The sequence below is a fragment of the Rhodococcus sp. RS1C4 genome (assembly GCF_002258225.1).
GTDB lineage: Bacteria > Actinomycetota > Actinomycetes > Mycobacteriales > Mycobacteriaceae > Rhodococcoides > Rhodococcoides fascians_E.
Map to the genome: position 1 here is coordinate 161,857 of NZ_NOXZ01000011.1, position 26,266 is coordinate 188,122.

A 26,266-nucleotide genomic window follows, 5' to 3' on the forward strand; every position below is an offset into this window, starting at 1 on the left:
GGATGTCGTGAATGTGGGTGCGAACGTCCAGCCTGATCGGTCATTTCTTCACCCGCATGGCCCCGGTGATGCGGCGCAAGCCGCTGGCACCGAAAGTCGCCAGCGTGATCGCTGCCACCGCAGTGACCAGTGCAATGCCCTGCACCATTGTTCGGGCACCCGCCGATAGGCCGAGGATCGCAAGCACTTGATCCAACAGCTGAAGGAACAGGCTGGCCACGACCACGCTGAGGACACTTGCCGGTCCGCCTGCGAAGATCCCGCCTGCGATGCCGACTGCGGTGACCGTTGCCAGCTGATATGGCATTCCGATGCTCACGTCGGGGGTACCGACGAAGCCGGACACGAGTACACCGGCGATGCCGTAGAGCAGTCCTGCGGCGGCGAAGGCGGACACGCGAACGGTGGTGACCCGCACTCCCAGCGCCCGCGCTGCCCGTGGGTTCGACCCGACCTCGGCGACTCGGCGACCGGCGCGCGTGAGGTGCAGAGTTCCCGCGACGAGCAGGGCCACCACGACTGCGACGAGGAAGCATGCGTTCACTCGGAGGATCGACGTCTGAGTGAAGTCCTGCAAGACCTGCGGCGCAAGACCGGAGAGCGAGAACGAGACGCCGGTCAGGTAACTGATCAGACCGCTCACGATGCCGAACGTGGCCAGGGTGACGATCAGCGAGTTCAGCCCGAGAGCGGAGATCAGAACGCCGTTGACGACACTGATGGCGATGGCCGTCAGGATCGCCGCGACGATGACGAGCGTGACATTCGCTCCTTCACCACCGAAATGGACCACGATGCCGGCGACTGCCGCGATGATCGCCGGTACGGACAGATCGATTGCGCCCAGCATGATGATCAACATCTGGCCGAGAGCGGCCAGTGCCAACACACCGGTAAGTGCGGTGACAACCCAGATGGAGTCGCCCGACAGTGCCCGCGGAGTCGCGAGGAGGGCGACGACGACAAGAAGCCCAAGCGCGCCCCATGCTGCGAGGTAGCGGACCGGATACCGGTACTTGAGATCGGTGAGCACGCGCTGCCTGCTACTGCGGGACGCCCCCGCAGGCCCACCACCCTGAATAATCGTTGACATCTGCCACACTTTCTTTACAGTCGGTCAAAAGTGTGACCGAGTGATTGAAGTCATACTATTACTTAAGTGTGGCGCTTCGTCAACGATCGATCGAAGCTCGCCGAAATCTGGTCGTGCCACGCCGAGGCGGATGCACGCCGAAGACCCGACCGCACGATCAGCGGTCGGGTCGATCAGTCTTCAGTTCAGGACATCAGCCGGTGAACGAACGCTCAGACAGTCCCGTACACCCGGGCAACGACAGCGCGGGCACGAGCTACCACGGGCGGGTCGATCATCTTGCCGTCCAAGGCCACGACTCCTCCCTCGCCATCGACGCCCTGTGCCTCGACCACCTCGAGCACCCTTGTCGCCCATGCTAATTCGTCGGGTGACGGTCGGATAGCGTCGTGTACGGTGCCGATCTGGCGCGGATGTATGCACAGCTTCGCACCGAGACCGAGAGCGAGAGCGTGAGCGACATCGTCCGAGAGCTGCGCGGCGTCGTCGATACTGGCGGTGACGCCATCCACGGGTGACGCGAGTCCCGAAGCCGCACTGGCAAGCACCAACTGAGAACGCGTGTGCCGGAAAGCGTCTCGGCAGTCCGGATCTACGCCGAGCGCCACAGCAAGGTCCATATGGCCGAGAGCGAGACGAGTTACTCCGTCGGCTGCAGCGATGCGCTCGGAGTTCGCCACACCCCTCGCCGTCTCGATGAGCGGCACCAAAGGCGCAGACAGCTCACGGTGAAGCGACGCCAGCTTGGCCGCGGAGTCCGCTTTCGGCACCATGATCGCAGCACCACGACCGCGCATCGCGCGGACCTCGGTGCCGTGCCACCGCGTTCCGTGGGCATTGATGCGAACCATCGTCAACGCACCGTCGACACCTGCGTCGGCTCTGGTCAACCATTTCTCGACAGCACCTAAAGCCTCGTCCTTGTCGGCAGGCGCCACCGCGTCCTCGAGATCGAGAATCACCACATCAGCGCCGGCCGCGTGAGCTTTGCGGAACAGTTCCGGCCGAGAGGCGGGGACGAACAGGAACGATCGCGCGGCACCGACTGCATCTGCGGCCCTCATCGCACGAGCACGATCGGGCGCCACGCGAGAACTTCGTCGAGTTCGCCGTCAGCATGCCTGCGGAAGGTGGTCACCTTCAGTCCGAGTGCATCGATTCCGGAAGGGTGCGAGGTCACACTTTCGATGGCCACCGTCGACGCCAGAACGTCACCCTCGTGAACCGCAGCGAGGTGGTCGCACCCGTGCCATCCCGCGACCGCGACGATCCCCGGTATGGCCTGACACACATGATGAAATGCGAGCCCGATGGTGTGCCCGCCGTACACGAGTCGGGAACCACCGCCGGCAGCACTGTCGTGATGCACGCGCGCAACGTTTCCTGTCAGACGCGCCAGTTCGGGTGCGCTGGAGACGACGTCGCCACCAAGAACGCGCAGTTCTGTTCCGATCTTCCACGGCATCCTGGTCGACCGGGGAATGCCGGCTATGTCCCAGTCGGTGATCGAGGCGAACATATCGGTCTCCAGAGGGAGGTCGTTCACCGTCGCGATGTCGTCGGCACTGTCCGTCGGCGGGGCTCCGGGCGACAGGAGCAACATGGCGCACCGTCGATAGTCCAGGACTGTGCGTCCACGTTCGTCGACCGTCGTGATGCGCAGAACTGCCAGTCCGGTAGGAGCCCGCGAAGCCTTTCGTGCATTTTCTCTCAGTGCTTCCACCACAGCCCTGGTCCGCAGAGTGTCGCCGATGGCGGGAAGTCGGTGAAAGAACAACCCACGGTAGAACAAGTTCGCCCGCACGTGCTGGGTCGCCGGCGTGGACTGGCCGATCGAGACATCCCACACGAGTGCAGGGCTCGCCAGTTGGCCACCGGTGACAGTTCGCGCTCGCTGCCGATCGAGCGAAAGCGCAAATCGATTGCCAACGATGGACTGATGGACGGCTGCCATGCCCTCGGTCAGGGTGACGGCCGGCGCCTTGTCGAACATTTGCCCGACCGTCAATTCATCGAAAAATGGACTGCGCTCGGTCGTGAGACGCTCACCTGCCACTGCCATCCGTTACTCAACCTTCACACATCGACAACATGAACAGCTAGAATACTGTCAGATATTTATCATATTGAACATCCTTCACCACTAGACCGAAGATGCGCAGTTGCACAAGTGAGCGTCGAGCGCCCAAAAACTCGTTCGATCGACAGCATGGGAGACTGTAAGACCATTGATGTGTCAGACGACAACGCGAGCACTTCATCAACGCCGACTGGAGATCACATGCCTTCAACCCCAACCAGTTCTTTCAAAGCGCGTCAAGTAACTCGTCCCCGCGATCAGGTGGAAGAGCAGTTACGCGAGGCAATCCTCGATGGGCGCTTCAAACAGGGCGCCAAGCTCCCGCCCGAGACAGAGCTTGCTCAGCTGTTCGGAGTCAGCCGCCCGACCGTCCGAGAAGCACTCGGCGCACTCGTGAGCTCAGGGCTCATACGCAAAATCCCTGGAGTCGCGGGTGGCAGCTTCGTCAACACGGTGACACCCCATTCACTGAGCCAGATGCTCAGCGAATCCATGGACACGATCGTCCGGATCGGCGCTCTGGACATAGCGGAAATTACCGAGGTGCGCAGGCTTCTCGAAATTCCGGCTGCCGAGTGGGCCGCGCGCAACCGAACCGACGAAGACGTTGCCAAAATTCGCAGTGTCATAGAACTACAGAAGAACATCACGATCGACGATCCGGAGATTCCGGAGTACGACCTTCGCTTCCACACCGCGATCGGCTACGCATCGGGAAATCGCCTGCTCGCGGCTTTCATTTCATCGGTGCACGACGCCACCCACCCCGCCCAGTTCCTTGACGTGACGCCCGAGGTCGCAAAGAAGACGGTTCGTCAGCACATCGCCATCGAGGCAGCGATCGAGGCTCGCGACCCGGAGAAGGCCGGCGCGGCCATGCGAGAACATCTGGACTTCGTGCTGCGCTACTCGCTCCCCTGCTGACGGACAAGTCCAGTCGTAAACTCATCTTTATTGTCAGACATTAATCTGGCTGCTATTTTTGGTGGACCCATACTATCTGGACTACATTCTGCGGCTGGAGATCACCCATGACGAACACTGCAATGCAGCCCGACGCCGCTCCACTGAGAATTCTGGTCACCGGAGCAGCGGGCTTCGTCGGGTCTCATGTGGTGGAACTTCTGGCCGCCGACTCGGACACAAACGTGATCGCTACCGACGCGGGCGGCGAGGGTATGCTGAAAGAACTGGACAAACTGGACGGTGTAACTGCATATTCGGCAGATCTTCGAGATCCGTGCTCGATCACCTCGATGGTCCGCGACGTCGACGTGATCGTCCACCTCGCAGCTGTCCGTACGAAGGCATCATCCTCGAACACCCGTGACGCGCACGAGGTCAACGTCGGATCCACGTTCGACCTTCTGACAGCCGCGAGTGTTTCTGGCGCGAAGCGGTTCGTTTTCGGGTCTTCGCACACCGTCTACGGCTCGTTTCCCGATGCCCACCGTGCCCCGTTCGCAGAAGACGAGCCGTGGCCGTGCGCCGGCGTCAACATGTACGCGGCCACCAAACTCGCCGGCGAGGCCTATTGCGAGGCGTTCGCATCGACGGGTGGGCCCGACTACTTGGCGCTGCGGCTGGGCACGATCTACGGCCCACGCACCAGCCCGGGCTCGAACGGATCGTTGATGACCGATCTCCTCGCGGCCGTTCGCGACGGCCGGACACCGACCATTCCGTGGGCCTCGACCGCTCAGCACGGGTTGATTCATGTTGCCGACGTGGCAGAAGCCGTCCGCCGAGCAATCTTTTCCGACGCGACGGGTATGGCGGTCAATGTCTCCGGCGCCCCGCGCACGTCGACGGAGATCTACGGCACCTTGGCCGAGATGGCCGGAATTGACCCCTCAGCGATCGCTTTCGACGAGAACCGGACTCGGTACCAACTGGTGAGCCAGCGTCGAATGAAGGACGTGCTGGGCTTCACGCCGGAGGTCGAACTGACGGACGGCTTGCGCAGCGTAGTCGAGTGGTTCGACACGACATCCGTGTGAAAATGACTGGTGTAAAACGGTTTACGACGCCAACCGTGTGACGGTCGGCGTCGTTCGCTCGGCTACCGTCAGAACAGGATGACACCCTTGCCCGCACGCTGCTTGTCGAACTCCGTATACGCCTCGGACACTTCGCCGAGCTTCCACCGGTGGGTGAACAGGGCATCGACCGGAAGATCATGCGCGACAATGAAATCAGCACACTCCTTCTGCCCCACCCAGGACATCGACCACGAGGTCATGACCGTCAACTGACGTCGCAGGTACGGCAACACGCCGATCCGGATCTCGGCGCCGACACCCACGAAACATGCACGGCCCCATCGTGCCAAGCTGTCGACGAGGTCGGCAGCGGCGATGGACGAGCCGGACGTCTCGATCCCCAGTGGCACTCCGTCGGCACCTGCCACCTTCCGGACCGCCTCCGGTACCGGCCCGGCCGCCGGATCGATCGCAGCCACAGCGCCGAAACTGAGTGCCTGCTCCCGCCTGGCGGCACTGAGGTCGACCGCGATGACGCGCGCACCCATGGCCGTCGCGAGCATCGTTGCGGACAACCCGACCGGCCCCTGACCGAAGACGACCACCGTTCGTCCGCCGACGTCACCGACCCGGTCGAGAGCACCCCACGCGGTACCCGTTCCGCACGAAATCGCCGCGCCTGCCTCGAAACTCAACGTGTCATCGAGTGGAACCAGGGTAGACGCAGGCACCTTGATGTACGGCGCGTGGCCGCCATGGTCGTCGCTACCGAGCACGACGATCGGTGAGACGATACACATCTGAGACCACCCGGACCGGCAGTCCGAGCAGGCCCCACAGCCGATGTAGTGATGGATCATCACCCGGTCGCCGACCTTCGCGACGGTGTCCGAGACACCCTCGCCCACAGCGTGCACTACACCCGCGGGCTCGTGTCCGGCGATGCAGCGTCCTTCGCCATCCGTGGGCTCGGCCCGGTAGTAGTTGAGGTCGCTACCGCACAGTCCCGACGCCTTGGTGGCCACGACGACTTCGCCCTTACCCGGTGTGGGTTCCGGAAAGTCACGCAGTTCGACCTTCCTGTCGCCGAGGTATACCGCTCCTTGCATCACGTACTCCTGTCGTTCGCTATCGTCTCAGGTTCGTTCATCGATCCGAGCGGGTTATCCGATGACACCGCGCTGGTGCAGGCCCGCCAACTCGGCACCCGACAGGCCAAGTGCGTCGGCAAGGACTTCGTCCGTGTTCGCCGACAAGCCTGGTGCTGCAGCAGATGTCGCATGCACGTCACCCCACCGCCACGGTGCCGCAGCGCTGAGCATGGTGCCAACGCCCGGTTGATCGATCTCGTGCACGATGCCGGCCGAATCCGCGAGCGCGAGCTGCACTACCTCGCTCATATCGCGGTACGGACTCCACAGCGCTCTTGCCGCGTCGAGTGCCTGCTCTATTTCGGAGAAATCGCGCGCCATGAACCACGGTCGGAGAACGGATTCGATCGTTTCTCGAAAGCGGAACCGATCGCCTTCGTTGTCGAGGTCCGCACCGAACGTCTTCGCCAGCGCCGAGAACACTGTCTCGGTGCCCGTGGCCCGCTGCACGGCATGCCACTGCCCCGTCGTCAGCGCGACGACCATAACGCGACGACCGTCCGAGGTCTCGAAATCGACACCGAAGGTCCCGAACATGTGATTGCCCAGCCGTGCTCTGGCACTACCGGATTCGTGTGCCTCCGCCAACCACCCCATGTCCGCCACACCGGCGAGAGCCACGTCGGACAACGCCACGTCCACCTTGGACCCGTTCCCCGTCCGATCGCGGTGGACCAGCGCCGCCGACACAGATGTCGCGGCGATCATTCCCGTCACGAGATCCCATGCGGGAAGCACGTGATTGACAGGTCCCACAGAGTGGCTCGGACCCGTCATCATCGGCACACCGATCTCGGCATTGATCGAATAATCGACCGCAGGCGGTCCGCCCCTGCGTCCTTCGATGTGAACATGGATAGCGTCGGCACGGTGCTCGGCAAGCTGCTCGTAATGAATCCTGCTGCGGCCCACCATGTTGTCGACCAGAATTCCGCTTCCGGGACCGGGCGCGGTCACCAGTCCGACGAGGAGTTCGCGACCCTCGGGAGTCCGATGGTCGATGGTCACAGATCGCTTGCCACGATTGAGGTTCGCCCAGAACAAGCTCGATCCGGTACGAGAGAGCGGCCACCGCCCGGCGTCACTACCGCCGGCCGGCGGATCCACTCTGATGACATCCGCCCCGAGCTGGGAGAGTGCAAGCCCGGCGGACGGACCGGCCACGAACGAGGACGCTTCGATGACGCGAACCCCTGCAAGCGGCCCCGCCACCTCACCGATCACGTTCTCGCCAGTGCCGGGTCAGCCGCGACGAGTGCGTCGGCAACCGCCGCCGACACACCGACAGCCTTGAGCTCGACATACGCTTCGAGTCCCTCCGGCCCGTTCTCCCGACCCAATCCGCTGAGCTTGATCCCGCCCATCGGTGCGGAGAAACCGGCCGGACTACCGTTCACCTCGACCGTGCCGGTCTGCATGCGCCCGGCGACACGCAGGCCACGCTGAACGTCCCCGGTGAACACCGCACCGTTGAGTCCGTAGTCCGAGTCGTTGGCCAACTCGATGGCGTGCGCCTCGTCGCGGTACGACAGTACCGACACCACGGGCCCGAAGATCTCTTCCCGCACGATTTTCATGTCGGGAGTGGCATCGACGAAGATGGTCGGCTCGACGAACCAGCCGCGATCGAGGTCCTTCGTCCGACCACCGCCGAGCACGCAACGCGCACCCTCGGCCCGCCCGGCGGCGATGTAGCCCTCCACGACCGTGCGCTGACGCTCGGAGACCAGTGGTCCGATCTGGGTCTCGGGGTCCATCGGGTCACCGACGGGCATCGCCGACACCATCGCTACGAGTCGGTCGGTGAACTCCTCCTGCTGCGACTCGTGCACGAGAATGCGAGTCTTGAGCGAGCACACCTGGCCGCTGTTGCGGAACGATCCCATGCGGAGCGCTTCGACAGCCTGGTCCAGGTCCGCGTCGGGAAGCACCACTGCGGCTGACTTGCCACCGAGTTCGAGAGTGACGCGACGCAGGTCCTCGCCGCAGCGCGCAGCGATGCTTCGACCCGCTGCCGGGGATCCGGTGAACGTCACCTTGTCCACCAGCGGATGCCCGACGAGATACGCACTCGCCTCTCGGCCTGCGGGCACGACGTTCAGCACTCCGGGTGGCAGACCGGCTTCGGTTGCCAACTCGGCCAACAGATACGCATCCAACGGCGTTTCCGGCGACGGCTTGAGCACCATCGTGCAGCCGGCGATGAGCGCGGGCACGAGTTTCTGCACGTTGATCGAGAGCGGCATGTTCCACGGCGACACGGCAGCAACGACGCCGACAGGGCTGCGAGTGACGAGAGCGTTTGCCAGCTCGGAACGTCGCAGCGAACGCCACGGGAACTCCGCTGCGATGTCGAGGGACGCGTCGATGACCTTGACCGGGTTGGCCGCCTGAATGGACCGAGATTGGGTTATGGGACAACCCATCTCGGTAGTGATCGTCGTGGCGAGACCCTCTGCGTTGTCCAGGAACAGCTGCCTCAGCCGCTGCAGAATTTCGAGGCGATCCTGCAGCGTGGTGCCACGCCACTTACCGTCGTCGAACGCACGGCGCGCAGCACGAACAGCGGTATCCATGTCCTCGACGGATCCTGCGGGTACTGTCCCGTAGACCTCGCCGGTGGTCGGCGAGATGAGTTCGGTCATTTCGGACGACGCAGGGGCGATCCACTCCCCGTCGACGAAAATCGTTTCGTACGTTGACTTCTGCATGTCCTTCAAATTCTGCATATCGAATGCCTCACGCGTCCGCGGTTGTACGTGTCGCGGTGAGACGGATGTCCCGCGCGACAAGCATGCTCTGAACCTGATTGGTGCCGTCGTAGATCTCGGCGATCTTCGCATCGCGCAGTAGCCGCTCGACACCGAGCGAGACCAGGTCGCCGTCCGGCCCCAGAAGCTCGACGCATCGCGCGGCGACCGTCGTTCCCAGTGTCGTGCAGTGCATCTTGACCAGCGACACTTCGGCAACGGGCTCGTCGACACTCGAGTCCACCTGATCGCACACGGACAGCAGCATCGCCCGCGCAGCCGTGATGTCGCCGCGCAACCTGGCGAGCTCGAACTGCAGGTCCTGCGCATGCAACGTTTTCGATGACAGCAGATCTCGATCCGCAGCCCAGGACACCACTGCGTCGAACGCTCCCTGCGCGAACCCCACGCCCTGCGCCGCTGCGCTGATCCGCGATCGAACGACGGAGCGCAGCAACAGCGGATAGCCGTCGCCTTCCTCGCCCATCCGAGCCGAGACCGGGATCCGGCAGTCCTGGAACGACAACGTCACCGTCGACGCGCCCTTCTGACCGAGCTTCTTCATGGGCGGACCCGGCACGAAGCCGTCGAGAGTCGCCGTGTCGAGCAGAAACGCTGTGATACCCGACTTTCCGAGGGCTGTATCCACCGTGGCGAACAGCACGATCACGTTGGCGCGGTCACCGTTGGAGATGAACGTCTTCTCGCCGTTGACTATGTAGCTGTCCCCATCTCGACGAGCAACCGTGCGCATCGAACTGACATCGGATCCCGCGCCAGGTTCTGTAAGTGCGATGGATCCAATCGCAGTCGCTGCGCACAGTGCCGGGACCCAACGCTCACTCTGCTCCCGTGTGCCCTGTAGATGAATCGGGTGAGCGGCGTGCATCTGCGTCATGTAGACGGTTGATGTCGCTCCGCACGCTGCCGAAATACGCAGTAGCGCTTCGGCGTAGGTGGAGGTGCTCGCTCCCGCGCCACCAAGCGACTTCTGCATCTGCAGAATGCCCAGGCCCGCTTCTGCCAACTCGGAGATCGCGGCGGCGGGGAATGTCCCCGTCGTGTCGATCGTCTGTGCTTCGGGAGCGATGGTGCGCGCGATGACCGCATCGATGATGTCGATGATGTCGTAGTCGACGCTAGGCCACGGTGTACTCATGTGTTCTCCTGGTGGAAGACGGGTGCGCGACGCTCTGCGAAGGACGTGATCCCTTCCTGCCCGTCGCGGGCAGCAATGGAGATGGCAGCGAGGGCTGCCTCATGATCGAGCGCTGCAGCACTGAACGCCGGCCGCGCCGCATCGAGAATGTTCGCGACCCCGGTTCGGCTTCCCGACGCGATCAGCTCGGCCAGGCGTCGGGCCTCAGCGGTCGAATGCTCCGGCGGCGACGGAGGTACCGAGAGCAGACCGATTTGCCAGGCACGATCCGCGTCGATCCGCTCCCCCCCGAGCATCATGAGAAGTGCCGCCGGTTTGCTCACTGACATGGCGAGCCGCTGGGTGCCGCCGAAACCCGGGATGCACCCGATGCGCGCCTCGGGGAGGCCGAATCGACTCCGGTCGGACGCGACTACCAGGTGGCAGGACAACATCAACTCGAAACCGCCACCGAGCGCGAATCCGTCGACGTCGGCTATAACCGGGATCACCGAGTCGGCAATGGCTTTCATGGTTCGATGACCGGCTCGAATGAACGAGTGTGCAGCTTCGACATCGAGCCCGCGGATCTCGTCGAGATCGGCACCGGCGCTGAAGGCTCTGTCCCCACTGCCACGAATAATGAGGGCACCGAGGGAATTATCGTGTTGTGCGTCGGTGACTACGCCGAGAATTTCCCCTAGGACGGTGGAGTTGAGTGCGTTCAGTTGGCCCGGCCGGGTGATCTCGATGGTCAGCACTCGTCCGGAACGCATGGTGTCGATCACGGAACCCATACGACCTCCTCGTTCGCCAACTGTGCGATCGCCGCATCGTCGAGTCCGATCTCGCTCAGCACAGCCCTCCCGTGTTCCCCCCGCAGAGGTGCCGGAATACGAGACTGCCGATCCTCCGGGTCGGACGCAAGACGCCATGGCGTACCCACGCCGCGAAACGTACCGGCCACCGGGTGCTCGTAGGAGACGATGGCCCTGCGCGCTTCGACCTGTGGGTCGGAGACCACCTCCGACAAGGAGTTGATCTGCGAGCACGGAACACCGACGGCCTGCAGTGTCTTCAGCGCGGTCTCGGACGGCATGGTCTCGAGTCGAGCTTGAAAATGTCCTACCACCTCGCCCCGCTTGGCGCGTCGATCGGCGTTGGTACGTAGATCTTCTCGTTGTCCCAATTCGTCCAACCCGAGCGCCGCGCACGCACGACGCCAGTGACCGTCGTTGCCGATGGCGACCACGATGGGACGGTCGGCTGTCTTCATGGACTGGTAGATGGCCACGACCGAGTCGCGCCCAGAGCACGGTGACGGCTCCGGTTCGCCGGCGAGGTAGCTCGCGATACGCGGTGACATGAATGCCAAATCGGCTTCGAGCAAAGCGATGTCGACGATCTCGCCCTCCCCGGTGCGTTGCTGCTTCACCAGGGCCGACGCCACAGCGAACGCAGCGACCGTTCCCGCCGCGACGTCGGACAGCGCTGTGCTGACGCGTTGCGGTACTCCGTCCGCGCCCGTCACGCTCATGATTCCCGATCGGGCCTGAGCTATCAGGTCGTAGCCCGGCAACGCGGAATCGGGTCCGGTGAGACCGAAACCGGAGAACGCACAGATAATCAACTGCGGGAAAGCCTTTCGCAGAGCCTCTGGACTCAATCCGTGCTTCTCGAGTTTGACAGGATTGATGTTCTCGATGAAGACGTCGGCGGTCTCGAGCAGCTTGAACAGGACGTCGCGGCCGGCCTGTCCACGGATGTCGAGGCACATGCTTCGTTTGTTTCGGTTCACCGACAGGAACCAGGCGGCCTCACCGTTGAGGAAGGGAGGGCCCCATCCACGCGCGTCGTCTCCGCGTATCGGTTCGATCTTGATGACGTCCGCACCCATGTCGGCGAGGTACATCGAGGTCGTCGGTGCAGCGTAGGACGACGAGATGTCAATTACCCGAACACCGGCCAACGGTCCACTCGCTGCGTTCATGTTCTTCTCCGGTTCTGTGTCTGTGTCGCTGTCACAGGAGACAGCAGTCATGGCAGCACGGCTGCTCGAGGGCCCAAGCCGAGTTGGGCGACTCGTGCGAGGTGGAAGCGTCGCCCACCTGCCCTCGACGCGATACTGATGGCATCGCGCAACAATCCGGCGATGGGGTACTCGTCGATGTACCCGTACCCACCGTGCGCCTGAACGGCATCGATGCATACTGCGACAGCGGCACGGCCGGCGACGGCCGACACAGGTGACGAAGCGGCACCGTCGAGGGCCAGCACCAGCAGTGCTTCGGTCTCCCTGACTCGAAGATCCATGTCGGCGACCAGGGCACGCAGGCCGACGAAAGACCCGATGGGGACGCCGAACTGGTGACGGCCCATGACGTAGGCCTGTGACTCGTGTACCGCTCGGCGTGCCGTTCCGACCAGCGCGGCCCCTGTGAACAGGTCCCACCGCGAGACGAGCTCGGAGGCGTCAGCGTCGGCGACGACAGATCCGGAGGGCAAGGTCACCGAGACCAAATCTGCCTGCGCCAGACCGGATCGCGGCTCGCTGCCAACTGTTCCAACCGAATCGAAAGGCGCTGCGAACACCGATCCGGACGCTGCGTCCCACACCACTGCTCGCTGCGGTTCGAGTGCTGCCGACACGACGGTCGCCGAGCCGGCAAAGGCCAGTCCGAACGACGAGCCGTCCGGCCCTGCGTCGCGGCCGATGTGGTCGGCGGCGTATCGGCCGGCGAGTACGAAGGCGAGTGACGGAGATGTCTGCGCAACCACGCGGACGGTATGAGCAAGCCAGCGCACGCCGTCCGCCTCGTCCGCGACATCGCGCGCGAGGTCGAGAAGTCCGGTGGTGTCCAACGCTCCGCGTGAGGCGGTCACCGAGTTGGACGAGTCAGCCACGGACAACGCAACCTTCGTCGCGGTCGCAAGGAACGCCTCCAACTCGGGGCTCAGGGCGGTCATCGGTTGAACTTCGAACGGTCGGGCTCACGGCGCTGCTCGAAGGACTCCGACATCTCGGTGGCCTCCTGTGTGCTGCGATATGCAGTGAGCAGGAGGTCATGAGCCATGCGTGCCTGCCCGACCACACCCGTGTGCCGGCCGGAGAATGCAGCCTTGAGTGCACTCAAGGCGAAGGGGCCGCGCCGGCGAAGCGTTTGCGCCAACTCGTGTGCGTGTGCAACCGGATCGTCGGCAATGTCGTTGATCAAGCCCATGTCCATCGCCTGCTCGGCGGTGTACTTGCGGTTCAGATACCACATTTCCTTGGCGCGTCGACGCCCGATCGTCTGTTCCAGGTACCACGTGCCGTATCCGGCGTCGAAGCTTCCGACCATCGGCCCGACCTGACGGAAGATGGAGTGGGGAGCCGCGACGGTCAGATCGCAGACGACCTGGAGAACGTTGCCACCGCCGACCGCGAAGCCGTTCACGGCCGCGATCACAGGCTTGGGCATCGTGTCGATGAACTCGTACAGGTCGATCACCGGCATCACGCTCGAGTAGTCGAGTGAGCTGAGCGCTTCGTGCTCACCGCCGATACAGAAGAACTTGTCGCCGGCCCCGGTCAGCACTGCCGCATCGATGGTGGGCGTCTCTCGCACCATGCGGAACGCGTCGAGCAACTCGCGTGCGGTGGTGAACCGCAACTTGTTCGCGTTCTCGGGGCGGTTGATCGCAATGGTTGCCACCCCCTCGTCGACGGAGACGACAATGTCTTCGTAGGTCATAGCGGTACCACTTTCTGTTCCGGTCCAGAATATCGCCTTGTAAGACATTTAGTCTGATACTTTCTTTACAGCAACGTACATTGTCATACAGATAGAAGCAACAAGATTTAGTCTGGCGCGCGGCCTCGCCAATGACCCCTGGGAGACACACATGACCACAGCATCCACCCCGATCTGCGTTGTGGGCGCCGGAACGATGGGGCGTGGGATCGCGCAAACCGCGCTCGCCGCAGGCCATTCGGTAACACTTGTGGATCCGCAGGGAGCACAGCTGAAGGCCGCGACCGACGACATCGGGACCCGGCTGGCGAAGCGGCAGCCTGCCATCGCGGCTTCCCTGAACAGTCTGCTGACCACCTGCACATCGACGGAACTCGCTCCCCAGCATCCGAATACGGTGGTCATCGAGGCCGTCCTCGAGTCGCTCGACGTCAAAGCCGCGGTCTTCACCGCGGCCGCCGACCACTTCGGCCCTCAGTGCATCCTCGCGACGAACACCTCGTCGCTGTCCGTCTCCGAAATCGCCGCCCGCTCCCCACTCCCCAACAGGGTCGTCGGTATGCACTTCTTCAACCCGGTGCCGGTGATGAAGCTGGTCGAGGTCGTCACCGGGCTGCAGACCGACCCGCAGGTTGCGGACGAAATCGACACGCTGGCGGTCGCGTGGGGGAAGACGGTTGCCCGAGTCACGAACGCTCCCGGCTTCATCGTCAACCGGGTCGCGCGCGGCTTCTACGGCGAACCCCTTCGGCTTCTACAGGAATCCGTAGCCTCTCCCGCCACACTCGACGCGATCATCCGCGGCGCAGGACAATTCAGGATGGGCCCGTTCGAGCTCATGGATCTCATCGGCAACGACGTCAATGCCGCCGTGACGAGGACCGTATGGACGGCATTCAATTTCGACCCCCGCTTCGAACCGTCGCGCATCCAGGACGAGCTCGTTGCGGCAGGCCGCTACGGACGCAAGCGTGGCCACGGCTTCTACTCCTACGCCGACGGCGCCACTGCGGAAGCCCCCGCGCAGGTGGTGGCCGGGGCACTGCCCAGTGAGTCGGTTCGACGAGGCGACAGCCCCGAACTCGACACCCTGGTGGAGCGAGCGCGCGTCGCGGTCACACGCGAGGAAACGGCACTGAACGCGCGGGGCGAGCTGGTACTCGACGGAACCGTAGTCGTGATCACGCGTGGCCGGACTGCGCGTTCCGAGTCGGCCGAACGAGGCGGCGTGCCCGTCGTCGTCCTCGACCGGTGCATCTCGGTCGCGGCCGCCACCAGTATCGCGATCGCATCCTCGCACCCCGAGGCACTGTCGACCGTCACGGCGCTGTTGCAACTCGCCGGCATCACCGCCCACCCCGTGTCCGATGTGCCGGGACTCGTCCTCGCCCGGACTCTCGCCGTCGTGGCGAACGAAGCGTGGGAGACCACCATGCACGGCGTGGCCTCCCCCGACGACATCGATGTCGCCATGAAGCTGGGCACGAATTACCCTGCCGGCCCGTTCGAATGGACGCGCGATTGGTCGCGGGCCGCAGTTCTAGAACTTCTCGACGCGCTGTGGTCGAGCTACCACGACATCCGGTACCGAGCCAACCGCCTACTGCGCGATTGACGGGTACCCGACATTTTGCGGTCTCGTTGCGAGATTTGCGTCGCCCCAGCGGTTCACGGGAGGCAATTTCCTGACCGAACTATGATCCATGACGCAATCGATCGGGGCGTCGATCTCGGGTCACGAAGTCGCCGACCCTAGATCGACGCCGAACTCCGGGCTGAGCTCACCACCGGGGGGTGGAGTCTTCCCTCCGACGATCACTCCTGACCTCAACGCCTTCTTGCTCCAGGCTGGGCATGCAGCGTCGCGACCTTGAAACCCCGCGTACGGCGCGATCCACAGTGGAGTCGTCGACGCCCACGCCGACCGCCTCGACGTTCGTCCTTCGGATGCTGGAATCGCTGTGGAGATCGAGGACCTGGACTTCTCGTAACGCACGGCGATGGTCGTTCTGTAGCTGTGTGGCGGGGACGAGGGCCGTTCGTCGACGCAGATCGATACACCGGGACCCTGGAGTTGCTCACCAATTCCTCCCAACGCCGAGCGAGACCCGACGTGCGCGCGATCGCGGACGTGATGAGAGGCCCCCGCGGGCGCGGGCGACGCTCTCCTCGACGCGCCGTCGATCCGTCGGGCAGCCCGCTTGGCCCGGGTCGATCACAGCACCATGCGGTCTCGGCTCGATTACGTGCAGGACGCCATGTCCCTCGCTCCGATGTCCGGTAACGGCCGAATTCGTCGTGGACTGGGGTATTTGCGGTACCGACTGGCCACACCACATGTCTTCGAGCTGCCGCCGCCGATACATCACTCGGGCCGATGATCAGGCCGTGTGACGCTCCATGACCGCCAGAATTCCGGCCCGGACATCGGGACGGGCGATCAGCGAGATATTTGCTGCCAGGCTTGCGCGAAGGGCCGTGTCGAGCTCGACCGTGGACTTCGTACGAACGATCTTCTTGACACTCGCGTATGTCGCCGACGGCCCTTTCGTCATCTCGCGGGCCACCGCGACAGCGCGGTCGGACAGAGCCTCGGGTTCGCATACCTCGCTGACCATGCCCAGTGCGAGTGCCCGGTCGGCAGTGATGAACTCGCCCGTCGCGAGCATGCGCAGCGCGGCGGCCGAACCGATGAGAGACGGTAGGAGGTACGCGCCACCTGCTACCGGCACCATTCCGAGATTGACATAGCTCTCAGCGAATCGCGCCCTGGACGACGCAAGCCGGACGTCACAGGCGAGCCCGAAATCCAGACCTCCTGCAGTTGCGGCGCCGTTGTAGGCAGCGACCACGGGAACCGCTGCCCCCCAGAGCAATCGAACGGTGTGCTGCACGGCAGGCATCCAAGTTGCGGCGAGGTACTCCATCAACCCATCCGGACCGTCGGCGTTGTAGACGTCGTACATCTCTCGAACGTCAGCGCCAGCGCAGAAGACCTTGCCGGTACCAGTGAGCACCACCGCAGATACCGAGTCGGTCTCTGCGAGTTCTGCTACCGCTTCGCCCATGCGTCGCACGACGTCCGGGGTCACCGAATTTCCTCTGTCCGGCCGGTTCAGTCGGACAGTTCCGATTTCTTCAGCCACCGATACGACGATATCCGTCACGTCATTTCTCCACTCTGGTCACGTTGGCCGGCACACCGCTCGGGTCCGAAACCCACGACTGCACGATCTTCTTGATGTCCCCTCGCGCGATCTTCGACTCTCCCGAGGCGCGCGGAATGGGATCCGGTGACACGAATATGTGACCAGGCCGCTTGAATCCGGCGAGGTTGTTCTTCAGCCACGCGTCGAGATCGGCGCCGACGGACTCCCAGGGCTCGGACAGGTGCACGTATGCCGCCGGAGTCTCCCCCCACTTCGCGTCGGGAACACCGACCACCACGGCTTCGCGGACAGCTGCGTGCTTCTCGAAAGCCCGCTCGATCTCCACCGGTTGAATGTTCGTACCGCCGGTGATGATCGTCTCGCTCGCCCGGCCGACGATGTGGATGTGACCCGAGTCGTCGAAGTGCCCGAGATCCGATGTGCGCCACCAACCGTCGGGCAGCAACCTTTCGGCGTGCTCGGACTCGGCACCGAGCAAGGTACTGGCGACGCTCGGCGTACGGATCACCAATTCACCGTCGACACCCGGTTCCGGATCGTCGAGCACGACCCCGCCGGTGTAGACGGAGAACTCGACACCGGGTATCGGCCGTCCGATCGACGCCCAAAGTTCTTTGCGCTTCATGTCGGTACGAGACAACAACGTCGTCGACGCTGGCGCCTCCGTCTGGCCCCAGCACTGAATCAATGCGTCGGTGTGTTCCCCGACCACCTCGAGCGCGGGCAGAGCCGCCGGCTCACCAGCCAGCATGAGACAACTGAGCGACGACCCTCGCAGTGCGGTCAGTCCTGCGAGCGTGCTCATGCGTCGCAGCATCGTCGGGACCGCGAACATCCACGTGATCCCGCGCCCGACGATCACGTCGAGCATCTGCTCCGCATCGAAGCGGTCCATAAACACGTTGGTGCCGCCACAGAGCAGGGTGGGCAGAACGCTCCAACCACCGGCGTACACCAGCGGCGCAACTTGCAGCGTTCGCGGCCTGTCGACGGGTCCGCTGCTGCTCATCACCCAGGTGTTCCCGAGGATCGCCGCACGCGCACCTCGATGAGAAATGGCTATCCCCTTGGGTTTTCCGGTGGATCCTGAGCTGAAGCGAATGTGATAAAGGTCGTCGGGACCGGTCGTGGCCTGTACCGATGCCGGCGCGCCGTTTGCGACGATCCCGGCGAAGTTCAGCCACCCGTCCCGTGGCCCGATGTGCACTCGCAGGATGTCGGCGCCGTCGAGAACCTCGTCGAGCACGGCAGACGATGCGTCGTCAGCCACGACGAGACGAACGTTTGCCAATTCCATGCACCGACGGAGCTCGTTCGGAGCGAACCGATGGTTGAGGGGAACCTTGACGAGTCCTGCTTTGAGCAAAGCGAATTCGAGAACCACGTACTCGAGGTGGTTCTGCGCTACGTATGCGACGCGACTGCCCGGCGTCAGGCCGAGGCCTATAAAGGCGTTGGCCAAACGGTTCGACGAGAGCACTAGTTCGGCGATGGTCAACCGATGCTGTCCGGCAATGTCTTCCGCAGCTACCTCGTGCCCGGGGCGGCGTTGGATCTGACTCATCAGCTGGACGACGGTCTGGGCGACCGCCCGTGACTGCGCACTCATCATCAACCTTGGCCGAAGCCCATTGGCATGGTCGCCAGTGACAGCCCGCCGTCGACCACGATGGTCTGGCCGTTGATGACAGCGCTCTGGGGAGAGCACAGGAACGCCATGACCTCGGCGACCTCGGCCGGTGTCGGGTACGCACCCGACGGGGTCTGCGCGAGCCACTGCTTCGCGTAATCGTCCCACGCGTCGCCTGCGTAGTAACGGAAGGAGTCGGTGTCGATCGGTCCTGGGCAGACTCCGATCGTGCTCACCCCGTTGGCGGCCAACTCGATCGCAAGGTACTTCACGATCGTCTCCATCGCAGCCTTGGCCGCGCCGAGGAGGCCGTGTCCCGGGAGGACGCGGAAGCTGTCCCAACCGCTGACAGCCATGACGCGACCGCCACGGTTCATGTGCGGCAGAGCCAGTCGAACCAGGTCGAGGAAGCCCTGCACGGTGATGCCCATGGTCTTCTCGATGTGACGTCCGTGAATGTCCATCAGCGGCTTGAACGCGCTGGCTGCGGCGTTGGCCACGACGACGTCGAGGGAGCCGAAGCGGTCGACCGCGTGTCCGATCATGGCCTCGACGGCGGCAGTGTCGGACACGTCCGCCTGCACAGCGAGTGCCTTTCCTCCCGCCGCTTCGATGGCCTCGACTGTCTGGCTCGCGGCCTCGGTGTCGCGGCGGTAGTTGACGACGATGTTTGCGCCTTCACCGGCGAGACGCAACGCGAGTTGCTGCCCCATTCCGCGGGAACCGCCGGTGATCAGGACCGTTTTGTCACGCATGGGATGAACGACCTCTCGGTGTGGGATTGGAGAAACTCGTGATCGGATTGGCAAGCCGGCGCGTCATGAGCCCATCGTCAATCCTCCGCCGACGCACAGGGTCTGCCCGGTGACGTAGCTGGCACCGTCGCCCGCGAGATATGCGATCGCAGCAGCGATTTCGGACGGCTCACCCGCTCGACGCATCGGCACGCCCTTCAGAATGCTGCCCAGCACCCCACCGTCCGCGCCGTCACCGGATACCAAACCTTGCTCCTCGAGCAGGGGGGTGGCGGTGATACCCGGTGCCACTGCGTTGACGCGGATCCCGAAGCGGGCCCACTCACGAGCGAGCGACTTGACCAACGCGATGATGCCGGCTTTGGCCGCCGAGTAGACGGCTTCGCCGGAGGTGCCGACCGTGCCTGCTTCGGACGAGGTCAGCACGATGCTTCCGCCGCTGTCCTTCATCACGCGACCCGCGGCCGCCGACAGGTAGATCGCCGACATCAGGTTCACGTCGATGATGCGACGCCAGTAGTCCGGCGACTCGTCGAGGAACTTCGTGATCGCCGTCCACCCGACGGTGGAGACGACAGTATCCAGATGCCCGACGGCCTCGACGGCGGCCGCGACCAGTGCGTCGCAGGCCTCCGGGTCGGTCGCGTTCCACGACTGCCCCAGGTCGATGATCCCGTCCACTTCGGCGGCGAGTGCTGCCACCGACTGCGCATTGAGATCCGCCGCCACGACGCGAACTCCCGCGCCCGCCAATTCGATGGCGCTCGCGCGTCCGATCCCGGATCCAGCTCCCATTACCAGCGCGGTGCGGGTGCCATTACGTTCTGTCATCGACGATTCTCCTGTAAGACTCGAATACGCTGGTCGGTCGCGGTCGTGGTCACACGCAAAAATATCATGATGCGTATTGTCTGACAATACGATTGCTGTTATTCAATGAGTTCGTCGTGTGCCCACGACAGGGCCTCCACCACAGGTACGAGGCCAAGGCTCGTGCCGAGTTGGAGGATGACGATCTGTTCTATCTCCTCCAGCGTCGCGCCTGCATCCTTCGCGCGCGTGCAGTGCACGCGGAAGCCTCCCTCGTTCCGCGTGACAGCAAAGCCCACCAGCAGACTGAACTCCCGCTGTTTCGGTTCGAGAGTGCCGTACGCGTCGGCGGCCACGCGCAGACCCCGGAAGGCATCGGCAACGTCCGGCGCGGTTTCGCGAAGACGGTCCAGATTGGAGACGAACACATCCTGCTTGCTCAACGGGTAACGCACGTCCATCGAATTCACTCCTCTGTTCGTTGTGTGGCGGGGTCGGAACGTTCGATCGATCGCTTCAAGGCAGGCACGTTGTAGCCATCGGCGTATTCGGCGGCAGATTCCTGGATCGACGCTTGGGGTGCCCGTGCGTATAGCCTGCGACGACTGACGAAAGTGCCTGCCTGCCGGTGTATTCGGACAGCCGACTCGGCTGCGGTCACGAGCGAGACGGTTCCGTCGAGGAGCGGTGCACCGTCGACGTCGCGGATCCCCACTGCATTGAGGAACGCGGTCAGGCGACCACCCGCGGGGATGACCACCTCTGCCCCTTTGTCGAGGGACGCTCGCGCGGCCGCGACGAAGGAGTCGATCGCTTTCTGGCGCTTGCTGTCATCGGAGAAGCACGCATCGAGTTCGTGCGGAGTCAGGCCCATGCATTCGATGCTCGCGAGCCGGTCGCGCAATCCGTATCTGGCGACGTTCTCCTCGAAGCGACCGCCGAAGTAGGGATTAACTCCTACGAGCGAGAACTGACTGCCCATCATGCAGGCCGTCAACATCGAGGTCTCCCCGAGACCCACCACCGGGATATCGACCATCGACCGCGCCTCGCGAAGCGCCGGATCGAGGATGTTGCCGATCGCCACCGCGTCGAAGCCGTCCTGTTCCGCAGCCACGACGGAGTCGAGGATCGACACCCAGTCGAGTACTTCGAAGAATCGAAAGCTGTCGATGCGTCCGACCCGCGTGCCTCGGAGCTCGAACTCGACGTCCGGTGACTTCACCCCGTCGATATAGGTCCGTAGATACGGAAAGTAGTTGGGTGAGTATTTCTCCCGTGACATGCTCAGATATAGGATCCTTGCCACGTCAGACCACCCGCTCGAAGATTGCAGCCAGTCCTTGACCGCCGCCCATGCACATGGTCTCCATCCCGTATCGCGACTCTCGTCGATCCATCTCCCTCAACAGGTTCGCGAGAATACGACCTCCCGTCGCTCCGATCGGGTGGCCGAGCGAGATGCCGGAGCCGTTGACATTTACGCGGTTGAGATCGGCGTCGCTCAGTTCCCATCCGCGGAAACAACCGAGCACCTGGGCGGCGAAGGCCTCGTTCAGTTCGATGAGGTCGATGTCTTTCCAGGACAACGATGCTCGATCAAGCGCTCGTCGCGCCGCCGGAACAGGACCGATACCCATGAGTTCGGGTTCGACGCCCGCCAATGACCAACTCACGAGCCGCGCCAGTGGACGCAGCCCGAGTTGCTCGGCCTTCTCTGGCGTCGTCACGATCGCGATCGCGGCCGCGTCGTTCTGACCGCTGGAGTTTCCGGCTGTGACCGAGGCGCCGGGCAGCGCCGCGCCCATCACCGGTTTCAGGCGGGAGAGCGACTCGATCGTGGTGTCCGGGCGTGGATGCTCGTCACGAGAGACGATGAGCGGCTCCCCTTTTCGACGCGGGACGGCGACGGGAATCATCTCGTCGTCGAACAGCCCGCCGTCGATCGCCGCCGCCGCGCGCTGCTGTGACCGCAGTGCCCATTCGTCCTGCTGCTCGCGTGTCACGCCATACTTCTTCGCGACGTTCTCGGCGGTCTCGATCATTCCACCCTCCACCGGATACCGCCATCCTCCCGAATTGCCGCGCGGGGTCGCGAGCCGATCACGAAGATCAGGTAGCCCACCCGCATTCCATCGGGCGTTGGGCAGGTAGAACTCGGCCTGGCTCATGCTCTCGGCACCACCGGCCAGAACCAGATCGGAGCCCCCTGTTGCGACCTGCATGCAGGCATACAACACAGCTTGCAAGCCCGAACCGCAGCGGCGGTCGATCTGCAGCCCTGGCACGGAGACGTCGAGACCGGCGTCGAGGGCTGCGATCCTGCCGATGGCAGCCGCCTCGCCGTTGGGATAGCCCTGACCGAAGATGACGTCGTCGATGTCCGCTGCGGTCAACCCCGTGCGGTCGACGAGCCCCTTCATCACAGTCGATGCGAGAGCCGTCACCGGCACGTCCTTGAAGATGCCTCCGTAGCGGCCCACCGGGGTCCGGATGGGCTCGCAAATCACTGCTTCGGTCATGTTCGTTCCTTTCACTGCTCAGACGCTGGTTTCTCCGCCATCGACCGCAATGGTCTGGCCGGTCAGAAAATCGGGTGCCTTCAGCGCCAGGTAGGCGACGACGTTGGCGAGCTCATCCGGCGACCCCATCCGGTGGGCTGGAATTCGGCGCACGACCTTGGCCATCGCCACCGCGTCGGCGCGCAGATCGGCATTGATGTCGGTAGCGAAGTAACCCGGAGCCACCGCGTTCATCTGGGCACCGAACCTCGCCCATTCGGCTGCGACGGAGCGAGTGAAGTTTATGACGGCCCCCTTGGACGCGCAGTACGCAGAGAATCCGGGACGACCGAGCAACCCGAACACGGACGCGACATTGACGGCGCGGCCCGAGCCCGCCTGCGCGAAGCGGCGTCCGGCCTCACGACTGCACAGGAACATCCCCCGAACGTTGGTGTCGAAGATGCGGTCCCATTCGGTCTCGTCCAGGTCTACCAGGCTCACCTGGCTGGCTATGCCCGCGTTGTTCACCAGTACGTCGATCCGACCGAAAGCGTTCTCGGCGTCGTCGAACAGACCCGCCACCGACGCGGCATCGGTGACATCGGTGACTCGTACCAGCGCGCTTCCACCCTGCGCTTCGATCTCGGACTTCACATGTTCCAGCGGCTCGATCGACCGTCCGGCAAGGACGACGAGGGAGCCTTCCCGTGCGACTTCCAGCGCTATCGCCTCGCCGAGCCCGCGCCCAGCACCAGTGACCACTACTACCGAATTAGACATCTATGTAATATGTCTGACATCTAGTATCTTAGTCAAATGGATTCACAAAGGAGACATCGATCATGAGCCGATTAGCGCGAACCACAGGTCTTACTGTCGAGCAGGACGAGATACTGGCGGTCGTTCGACGGTTCGTCGAAAAGAAGATCATTCCCGTCGCCACCGAGTTGGAACATGCAGACGAGTATCCGACAGAGATCGTGGAAGGACTCAAGGATCTCGGAATTTTCGGTCTCATGATCCCGGAGGAGTACGGCGGTCTCGGCGAGTCACTCCTGACCTACGCGCTGGTGGTCGAAGAGATCGCCCGCGGGTGGATGAGCGTCTCGGGCGTCATCAACACCCACTTCATCGTCGCCCACATGCTCACTCAGCACGGCACGGAAGAGCAGAAACAGCGCTACCTGCCGCGCATGGCGACCGGCGAGGTTCGCGGTGCTTTCTCGATGTCGGAGCCGGGGCTCGGCTCGGATGTGGCGGCGATCTCCACGAAGGCAGTGAAAACCGCTGAAGGCTACGAGATCACGGGCCAGAAGATGTGGCTGACCAACGGCGGGTCCTCGAATCTCGTTGCAGTGCTGTGTAAGACGGATGACGGCTTCGATTCGGTGTACAAGAATATGACGACGTTTCTGGTGGAGAAGGAACCCGGTTTCGGCGAGACCGCTCAGGGCGTCACCGTGCCGGGCAAGATCGACAAGATGGGTTACAAGGGCATCGACACCACCGAGTTGATCCTCGATCATCATCGCGTCGCCGAGACACAGGTCCTGGGGGGCACAACCGGAAGAGGCTTCTACCAGATGATGGACGGTGTCGAGGTCGGACGAGTCAACGTGGGTGCACGCGCAGTGGGAATCGCCAACCGCGCCTTCGAGCTCGGCGTCAGGTACGCACAGCAGCGAGAAACCTTCGGCAAGCCCATCGCCCAGCATCAGGCCATCCTGTTCCGCATCGCCGAAATGGCGACCAAGGTCGAGACCGCACACTCGATGGTGGTGCGGGCTGCCCGGTTGAAAGATGCCGGAGAGCGGATGGACGTCGAAGCCGGCATGGCCAAGATGGTCGCCAGTGAATACTGCAACGAGGTCGTTCAGGCATCGTTCCGAATTCATGGAGGATACGGATACTCGAAGGAGTACGAGATCGAAAGGCTCTACCGCGAGGCGGCTTTCATGTTGATCGGCGAGGGCACGACGGACATCCAGAAGATCATCATCGGGCGCGCGATGCTCGCCGAGTACAAGATCTGACGCCGTTCACGGCGGAACGATTGTGATCGTTCCGCCGTCCAGCCGGGTGAGCACATGCAGAACTGGACGTGGCCCTCGCGGGTCACGTCCAATCCTGCTCGAATGCGGTGCCGCGTCAGACGGTCTTCGCGATATACACATCACAGGGGGCATGCGCGGCAACGGCGCTGGCGACACTGCCGAGGACCCGTGACAGACCCTGTGTTCCTCGATTTCCCACGACGATCAATTCGGCGTCGAGCCGGGTGGCCTCGTCGACCAGTGCAACCGCGGGACGGCCCTGCACCACGGACGTCGTCACACTCGGGGCAATGACTCGAAGCGCGGCGGCCGCGTCACCGACGATCGCCTCGGCGAATTCACCCGACGTCACGAGCGTCGATCCGGGCCTGTCAGGGAATTCCTTCACAGCGCCGCTGTCGACGGCGTTCACGAGATGAAGTCTCGCTCCTAGGCTGTGTGCGATCTCGGCCGCCCGGCGGGCCGCTCGCATCGAGGCGTCGCCACCGTCCACTCCGACAACAATGATGCTTACCACGGTCGCTCCTGATTCTGACCAGCGAAAGGTCGGCTAACGAAAGATATTGCAGTGGTTTACATTCCGCCGTCGACCGCGATGTCCTGGCCGGTGATCATGTCGGCTCGCGGCGTGGACAGGAAGACGGCGAGGTTGGCGATGTCGACCGCAGCGATCCGACGCTTCATGCTCTGGTTCTCGATCACCCAGTCGTGGTATTCCTGCTGCTTGTCGCCACGGTCGCGGTATTCCGCATCCGAGAGGACGGCACCCGGCGAGATGCCGTTCACGTTGATGAGGTAATCACCCAGTTCGCGTGCCATGCCCTTGATGAGTCCGTACATTGCACCCTTGGACGCGATATACGGCACGTAGCCGGTCCACCGACCAGTGAGGGTGAGGGACGTAATGTTGACGATCTTGCCGTAATTCTTTGCCTTCATGTACTCGGAGCACACGCGCGACAATACGAACACGGCCGAGGAGTTGACCCTCACCTGATCCTCGTACTCCTTGATGGTGAACTCGGCGTGCGGCTTGAAGATCACAAGCGCGGCGTTGTTGACCAGGACATCGACCCCGCCGATCTCGTCGGCCAGGGCCTTTACCGAGGTCTCGATGCCGGCCAGGTCAGCGAGATCGCACCCGAAGTAGCGGATGCCCTCGCCGATACCGTCGAGCGTCTTCCGCGCATCGGGTGCGTCGGGACGATCCAACGCGATGACGGTGGCCCCCTCCTCGACATACCGGCCCACAAGAGCCTGGCCAATGGTGCCCAGCGCGCCCGTGATCAAGACGTTCTTGCCTGTCAGTGAACCCACGATTCTTCCTTACGTCGTTCTGTGCCCGAAGCCGCCGATCAGTGAGTTCGGCGTCCGGGTGGTCAGGATGTATAATGTCAGACAGATATACGAGCGTC

25 protein-coding genes are annotated in these 26,266 nt (G+C 63.4%); 4 read left to right on the forward strand and 21 right to left on the reverse strand.

Annotation, left to right across the window (positions count from 1 at the left end):
- Nucleotides 1-40: 40 nt before the first annotated feature.
- The 3 genes from CH289_RS04290 to CH289_RS04300 all read right to left on the reverse strand — a co-directional run bounded on the left by CH289_RS04290 (nt 41) and on the right by CH289_RS04300 (nt 3,155).
- The gene (locus CH289_RS04290) at nt 41-1,033 is read right to left on the reverse strand and encodes an ABC transporter permease (RefSeq protein ID WP_218828445.1); all 993 of its coding nucleotides are present in this window, start codon (nt 1,031-1,033) and stop codon (nt 41-43) included.
- Nucleotides 1,034-1,305: 272 nt separating this feature from the next.
- Nucleotides 1,306-2,157, reverse strand: coding sequence for an HpcH/HpaI aldolase/citrate lyase family protein (locus tag CH289_RS04295; RefSeq protein ID WP_094727437.1), 852 nt, complete (start codon nt 2,155-2,157; stop codon nt 1,306-1,308).
- Nucleotides 2,154-3,155, reverse strand: coding sequence for a MaoC family dehydratase (locus CH289_RS04300; protein ID WP_094727369.1), 1,002 nt, complete (start codon nt 3,153-3,155; stop codon nt 2,154-2,156). Before CH289_RS04300 ends, CH289_RS04295 begins: the two co-directional genes overlap by 4 nt.
- A 108-nt stretch (nt 3,156-3,263) precedes the next feature.
- On the opposite strand from CH289_RS04300, the gene CH289_RS04305 reads away from it, so the two are divergent.
- Together CH289_RS04305 and CH289_RS04310 are read left to right on the forward strand one after the other, a co-directional pair.
- Nucleotides 3,264-4,097, forward strand: a complete 834-nt coding sequence (locus CH289_RS04305) for a FadR/GntR family transcriptional regulator (RefSeq protein WP_256977016.1) — start codon at nt 3,264-3,266, stop codon at nt 4,095-4,097.
- A 107-nt stretch (nt 4,098-4,204) separates the two neighbouring features.
- Nucleotides 4,205-5,173 carry an NAD-dependent epimerase/dehydratase family protein gene (locus CH289_RS04310; protein WP_094727371.1) on the forward strand — a complete coding sequence of 323 codons (969 nt, stop codon included), beginning with the start codon at nt 4,205-4,207 and terminating at the stop codon, nt 5,171-5,173.
- Between the two features lie 68 nt (nt 5,174-5,241).
- On the opposite strand, the gene CH289_RS04315 is transcribed toward CH289_RS04310, so the two are convergent.
- The 8 genes from CH289_RS04315 to CH289_RS04350 are packed head-to-tail and all read right to left on the reverse strand — an operon-like array spanning nt 5,242 to nt 13,928.
- Nucleotides 5,242-6,264 (reverse strand): zinc-dependent alcohol dehydrogenase family protein, encoded by a 1,023-nt coding sequence (locus CH289_RS04315; RefSeq protein WP_094727372.1) that lies wholly within the window; start codon nt 6,262-6,264, stop codon nt 5,242-5,244.
- A 54-nt stretch (nt 6,265-6,318) separates the two neighbouring features.
- Nucleotides 6,319-7,530, reverse strand: coding sequence for a CoA transferase (locus tag CH289_RS04320; RefSeq protein ID WP_094727373.1), 1,212 nt, complete (start codon nt 7,528-7,530; stop codon nt 6,319-6,321).
- On the reverse strand, nt 7,527-9,017 hold the full coding sequence (locus CH289_RS04325; protein WP_179276723.1) for an aldehyde dehydrogenase: 1,491 nt from the start codon (nt 9,015-9,017) through the stop codon (nt 7,527-7,529). Before CH289_RS04325 ends, CH289_RS04320 begins: the two co-directional genes overlap by 4 nt.
- Nucleotides 9,018-9,045: 28 nt before the next feature.
- A complete protein-coding gene (locus tag CH289_RS04330; protein WP_094727374.1) occupies nt 9,046-10,215 on the reverse strand; it encodes an acyl-CoA dehydrogenase family protein in 1,170 nt (389 codons plus the stop codon).
- A complete protein-coding gene (locus CH289_RS04335) occupies nt 10,212-10,991 on the reverse strand; it encodes an enoyl-CoA hydratase/isomerase family protein (RefSeq protein WP_094727375.1) in 780 nt (259 codons plus the stop codon). The genes CH289_RS04330 and CH289_RS04335 overlap by 4 nt, the downstream gene beginning before the upstream one ends.
- Nucleotides 10,979-12,184: a CaiB/BaiF CoA transferase family protein gene (locus tag CH289_RS04340; RefSeq protein ID WP_094727439.1), complete on the reverse strand. Its 1,206-nt coding sequence runs from the start codon at nt 12,182-12,184 to the stop codon at nt 10,979-10,981. The genes CH289_RS04335 and CH289_RS04340 overlap by 13 nt, the downstream gene beginning before the upstream one ends.
- 47 nt (nt 12,185-12,231) lie before the next feature.
- Nucleotides 12,232-13,161, reverse strand: a complete 930-nt coding sequence (locus tag CH289_RS04345) for an acyl-CoA dehydrogenase family protein (protein WP_094727376.1) — start codon at nt 13,159-13,161, stop codon at nt 12,232-12,234.
- Nucleotides 13,158-13,928, reverse strand: coding sequence for an enoyl-CoA hydratase-related protein (locus CH289_RS04350; RefSeq protein ID WP_094727377.1), 771 nt, complete (start codon nt 13,926-13,928; stop codon nt 13,158-13,160). Before CH289_RS04350 ends, CH289_RS04345 begins: the two co-directional genes overlap by 4 nt.
- Before the next feature lie 151 nt (nt 13,929-14,079).
- On the opposite strand from CH289_RS04350, the gene CH289_RS04355 reads away from it, so the two are divergent.
- A complete protein-coding gene (locus CH289_RS04355) occupies nt 14,080-15,543 on the forward strand; it encodes a 3-hydroxyacyl-CoA dehydrogenase NAD-binding domain-containing protein (RefSeq protein WP_094727378.1) in 1,464 nt (487 codons plus the stop codon).
- Nucleotides 15,544-16,309: 766 nt separating this feature from the next.
- Here CH289_RS04355 and CH289_RS04365 read toward each other — a convergent pair.
- From CH289_RS04365 to CH289_RS04400, 8 genes are all read right to left on the reverse strand, one after another.
- On the reverse strand, nt 16,310-17,074 hold the full coding sequence (locus tag CH289_RS04365; protein ID WP_256977017.1) for an enoyl-CoA hydratase/isomerase family protein: 765 nt from the start codon (nt 17,072-17,074) through the stop codon (nt 16,310-16,312).
- A gap of 22 nt (nt 17,075-17,096) precedes the next feature.
- A complete protein-coding gene (locus tag CH289_RS04370; protein ID WP_256977018.1) occupies nt 17,097-18,707 on the reverse strand; it encodes a class I adenylate-forming enzyme family protein in 1,611 nt (536 codons plus the stop codon).
- A gap of 2 nt (nt 18,708-18,709) precedes the next feature.
- Nucleotides 18,710-19,483, reverse strand: coding sequence for an SDR family oxidoreductase (locus tag CH289_RS04375; protein WP_094727382.1), 774 nt, complete (start codon nt 19,481-19,483; stop codon nt 18,710-18,712).
- 63 nt (nt 19,484-19,546) lie between these two features.
- On the reverse strand, nt 19,547-20,314 hold the full coding sequence (locus CH289_RS04380) for an SDR family NAD(P)-dependent oxidoreductase (RefSeq protein ID WP_256977019.1): 768 nt from the start codon (nt 20,312-20,314) through the stop codon (nt 19,547-19,549).
- 98 nt (nt 20,315-20,412) lie between these two features.
- On the reverse strand, nt 20,413-20,754 hold the full coding sequence (locus tag CH289_RS04385; protein ID WP_179276724.1) for a carboxymuconolactone decarboxylase family protein: 342 nt from the start codon (nt 20,752-20,754) through the stop codon (nt 20,413-20,415).
- Nucleotides 20,755-20,759: 5 nt separating this feature from the next.
- Complete coding sequence (locus CH289_RS04390; RefSeq protein ID WP_256977020.1) at nt 20,760-21,578, reverse strand: aspartate/glutamate racemase family protein; 819 nt, start codon at nt 21,576-21,578, stop codon at nt 20,760-20,762.
- A 25-nt stretch (nt 21,579-21,603) separates the two neighbouring features.
- Complete coding sequence (locus CH289_RS04395) at nt 21,604-22,815, reverse strand: acetyl-CoA C-acetyltransferase (protein ID WP_094727440.1); 1,212 nt, start codon at nt 22,813-22,815, stop codon at nt 21,604-21,606.
- 18 nt (nt 22,816-22,833) lie between these two features.
- Entirely contained in the window at nt 22,834-23,577 is a 744-nt protein-coding gene (locus tag CH289_RS04400; RefSeq protein ID WP_094727386.1) for an SDR family NAD(P)-dependent oxidoreductase, read from the reverse strand.
- A gap of 62 nt (nt 23,578-23,639) precedes the next feature.
- Here CH289_RS04400 and CH289_RS04405 point away from each other — a divergent pair, with 62 nt between their 5' ends.
- The gene (locus tag CH289_RS04405; RefSeq protein ID WP_094727387.1) at nt 23,640-24,830 is read left to right on the forward strand and encodes an acyl-CoA dehydrogenase family protein; all 1,191 of its coding nucleotides are present in this window, start codon (nt 23,640-23,642) and stop codon (nt 24,828-24,830) included.
- Nucleotides 24,831-24,945: 115 nt separating this feature from the next.
- Here the strand turns inward: CH289_RS04405 and CH289_RS04410 are convergent, their stop codons facing one another.
- Entirely contained in the window at nt 24,946-25,368 is a 423-nt protein-coding gene (locus CH289_RS04410; RefSeq protein WP_094727388.1) for a universal stress protein, read from the reverse strand.
- Between the two features lie 56 nt (nt 25,369-25,424).
- Entirely contained in the window at nt 25,425-26,168 is a 744-nt protein-coding gene (locus tag CH289_RS04415) for an SDR family oxidoreductase (RefSeq protein ID WP_094727389.1), read from the reverse strand.
- Nucleotides 26,169-26,266 lie beyond the last annotated feature (98 nt).

What these genes read in the sequence shown, in the direction of transcription:
- CH289_RS04340 (WP_094727439.1), bottom strand. Translation starts at nt 12,184, where the DNA reads ATGAACGCAGCGAGTGGACCGTTGGCCGGTGTTCGGGTAATTGACATC.
- CH289_RS04325 (WP_179276723.1), bottom strand. Translation starts at nt 9,017, where the DNA reads ATGCAGAAGTCAACGTACGAAACGATTTTCGTCGACGGGGAGTGGATC.
- CH289_RS04395 (WP_094727440.1), bottom strand. Translation starts at nt 22,815, where the DNA reads ATGACCGAAGCAGTGATTTGCGAGCCCATCCGGACCCCGGTGGGCCGC.
- CH289_RS04345 (WP_094727376.1), bottom strand. Translation starts at nt 13,161, where the DNA reads ATGACCGCCCTGAGCCCCGAGTTGGAGGCGTTCCTTGCGACCGCGACG.
- CH289_RS04400 (WP_094727386.1), bottom strand. Translation starts at nt 23,577, where the DNA reads ATGTCTAATTCGGTAGTAGTGGTCACTGGTGCTGGGCGCGGGCTCGGC.
- CH289_RS04380 (WP_256977019.1), bottom strand. Translation starts at nt 20,314, where the DNA reads ATGACAGAACGTAATGGCACCCGCACCGCGCTGGTAATGGGAGCTGGA.
- CH289_RS04310 (WP_094727371.1), top strand. Translation starts at nt 4,205, where the DNA reads ATGACGAACACTGCAATGCAGCCCGACGCCGCTCCACTGAGAATTCTG.
- CH289_RS04375 (WP_094727382.1), bottom strand. Translation starts at nt 19,483, where the DNA reads ATGCGTGACAAAACGGTCCTGATCACCGGCGGTTCCCGCGGAATGGGG.
- CH289_RS04350 (WP_094727377.1), bottom strand. Translation starts at nt 13,928, where the DNA reads ATGACCTACGAAGACATTGTCGTCTCCGTCGACGAGGGGGTGGCAACC.
- CH289_RS04405 (WP_094727387.1), top strand. Translation starts at nt 23,640, where the DNA reads ATGAGCCGATTAGCGCGAACCACAGGTCTTACTGTCGAGCAGGACGAG.
- CH289_RS04370 (WP_256977018.1), bottom strand. Translation starts at nt 18,707, where the DNA reads ATGAGTGCGCAGTCACGGGCGGTCGCCCAGACCGTCGTCCAGCTGATG.
- CH289_RS04355 (WP_094727378.1), top strand. Translation starts at nt 14,080, where the DNA reads ATGACCACAGCATCCACCCCGATCTGCGTTGTGGGCGCCGGAACGATG.
- CH289_RS04335 (WP_094727375.1), bottom strand. Translation starts at nt 10,991, where the DNA reads ATGGGTTCCGTGATCGACACCATGCGTTCCGGACGAGTGCTGACCATC.
- CH289_RS04390 (WP_256977020.1), bottom strand. Translation starts at nt 21,578, where the DNA reads ATGTCACGGGAGAAATACTCACCCAACTACTTTCCGTATCTACGGACC.
- CH289_RS04300 (WP_094727369.1), bottom strand. Translation starts at nt 3,155, where the DNA reads ATGGCAGTGGCAGGTGAGCGTCTCACGACCGAGCGCAGTCCATTTTTC.
- CH289_RS04295 (WP_094727437.1), bottom strand. Translation starts at nt 2,157, where the DNA reads ATGAGGGCCGCAGATGCAGTCGGTGCCGCGCGATCGTTCCTGTTCGTC.
- CH289_RS04385 (WP_179276724.1), bottom strand. Translation starts at nt 20,754, where the DNA reads ATGGACGTGCGTTACCCGTTGAGCAAGCAGGATGTGTTCGTCTCCAAT.
- CH289_RS04330 (WP_094727374.1), bottom strand. Translation starts at nt 10,215, where the DNA reads ATGAGTACACCGTGGCCTAGCGTCGACTACGACATCATCGACATCATC.
- CH289_RS04315 (WP_094727372.1), bottom strand. Translation starts at nt 6,264, where the DNA reads ATGCAAGGAGCGGTATACCTCGGCGACAGGAAGGTCGAACTGCGTGAC.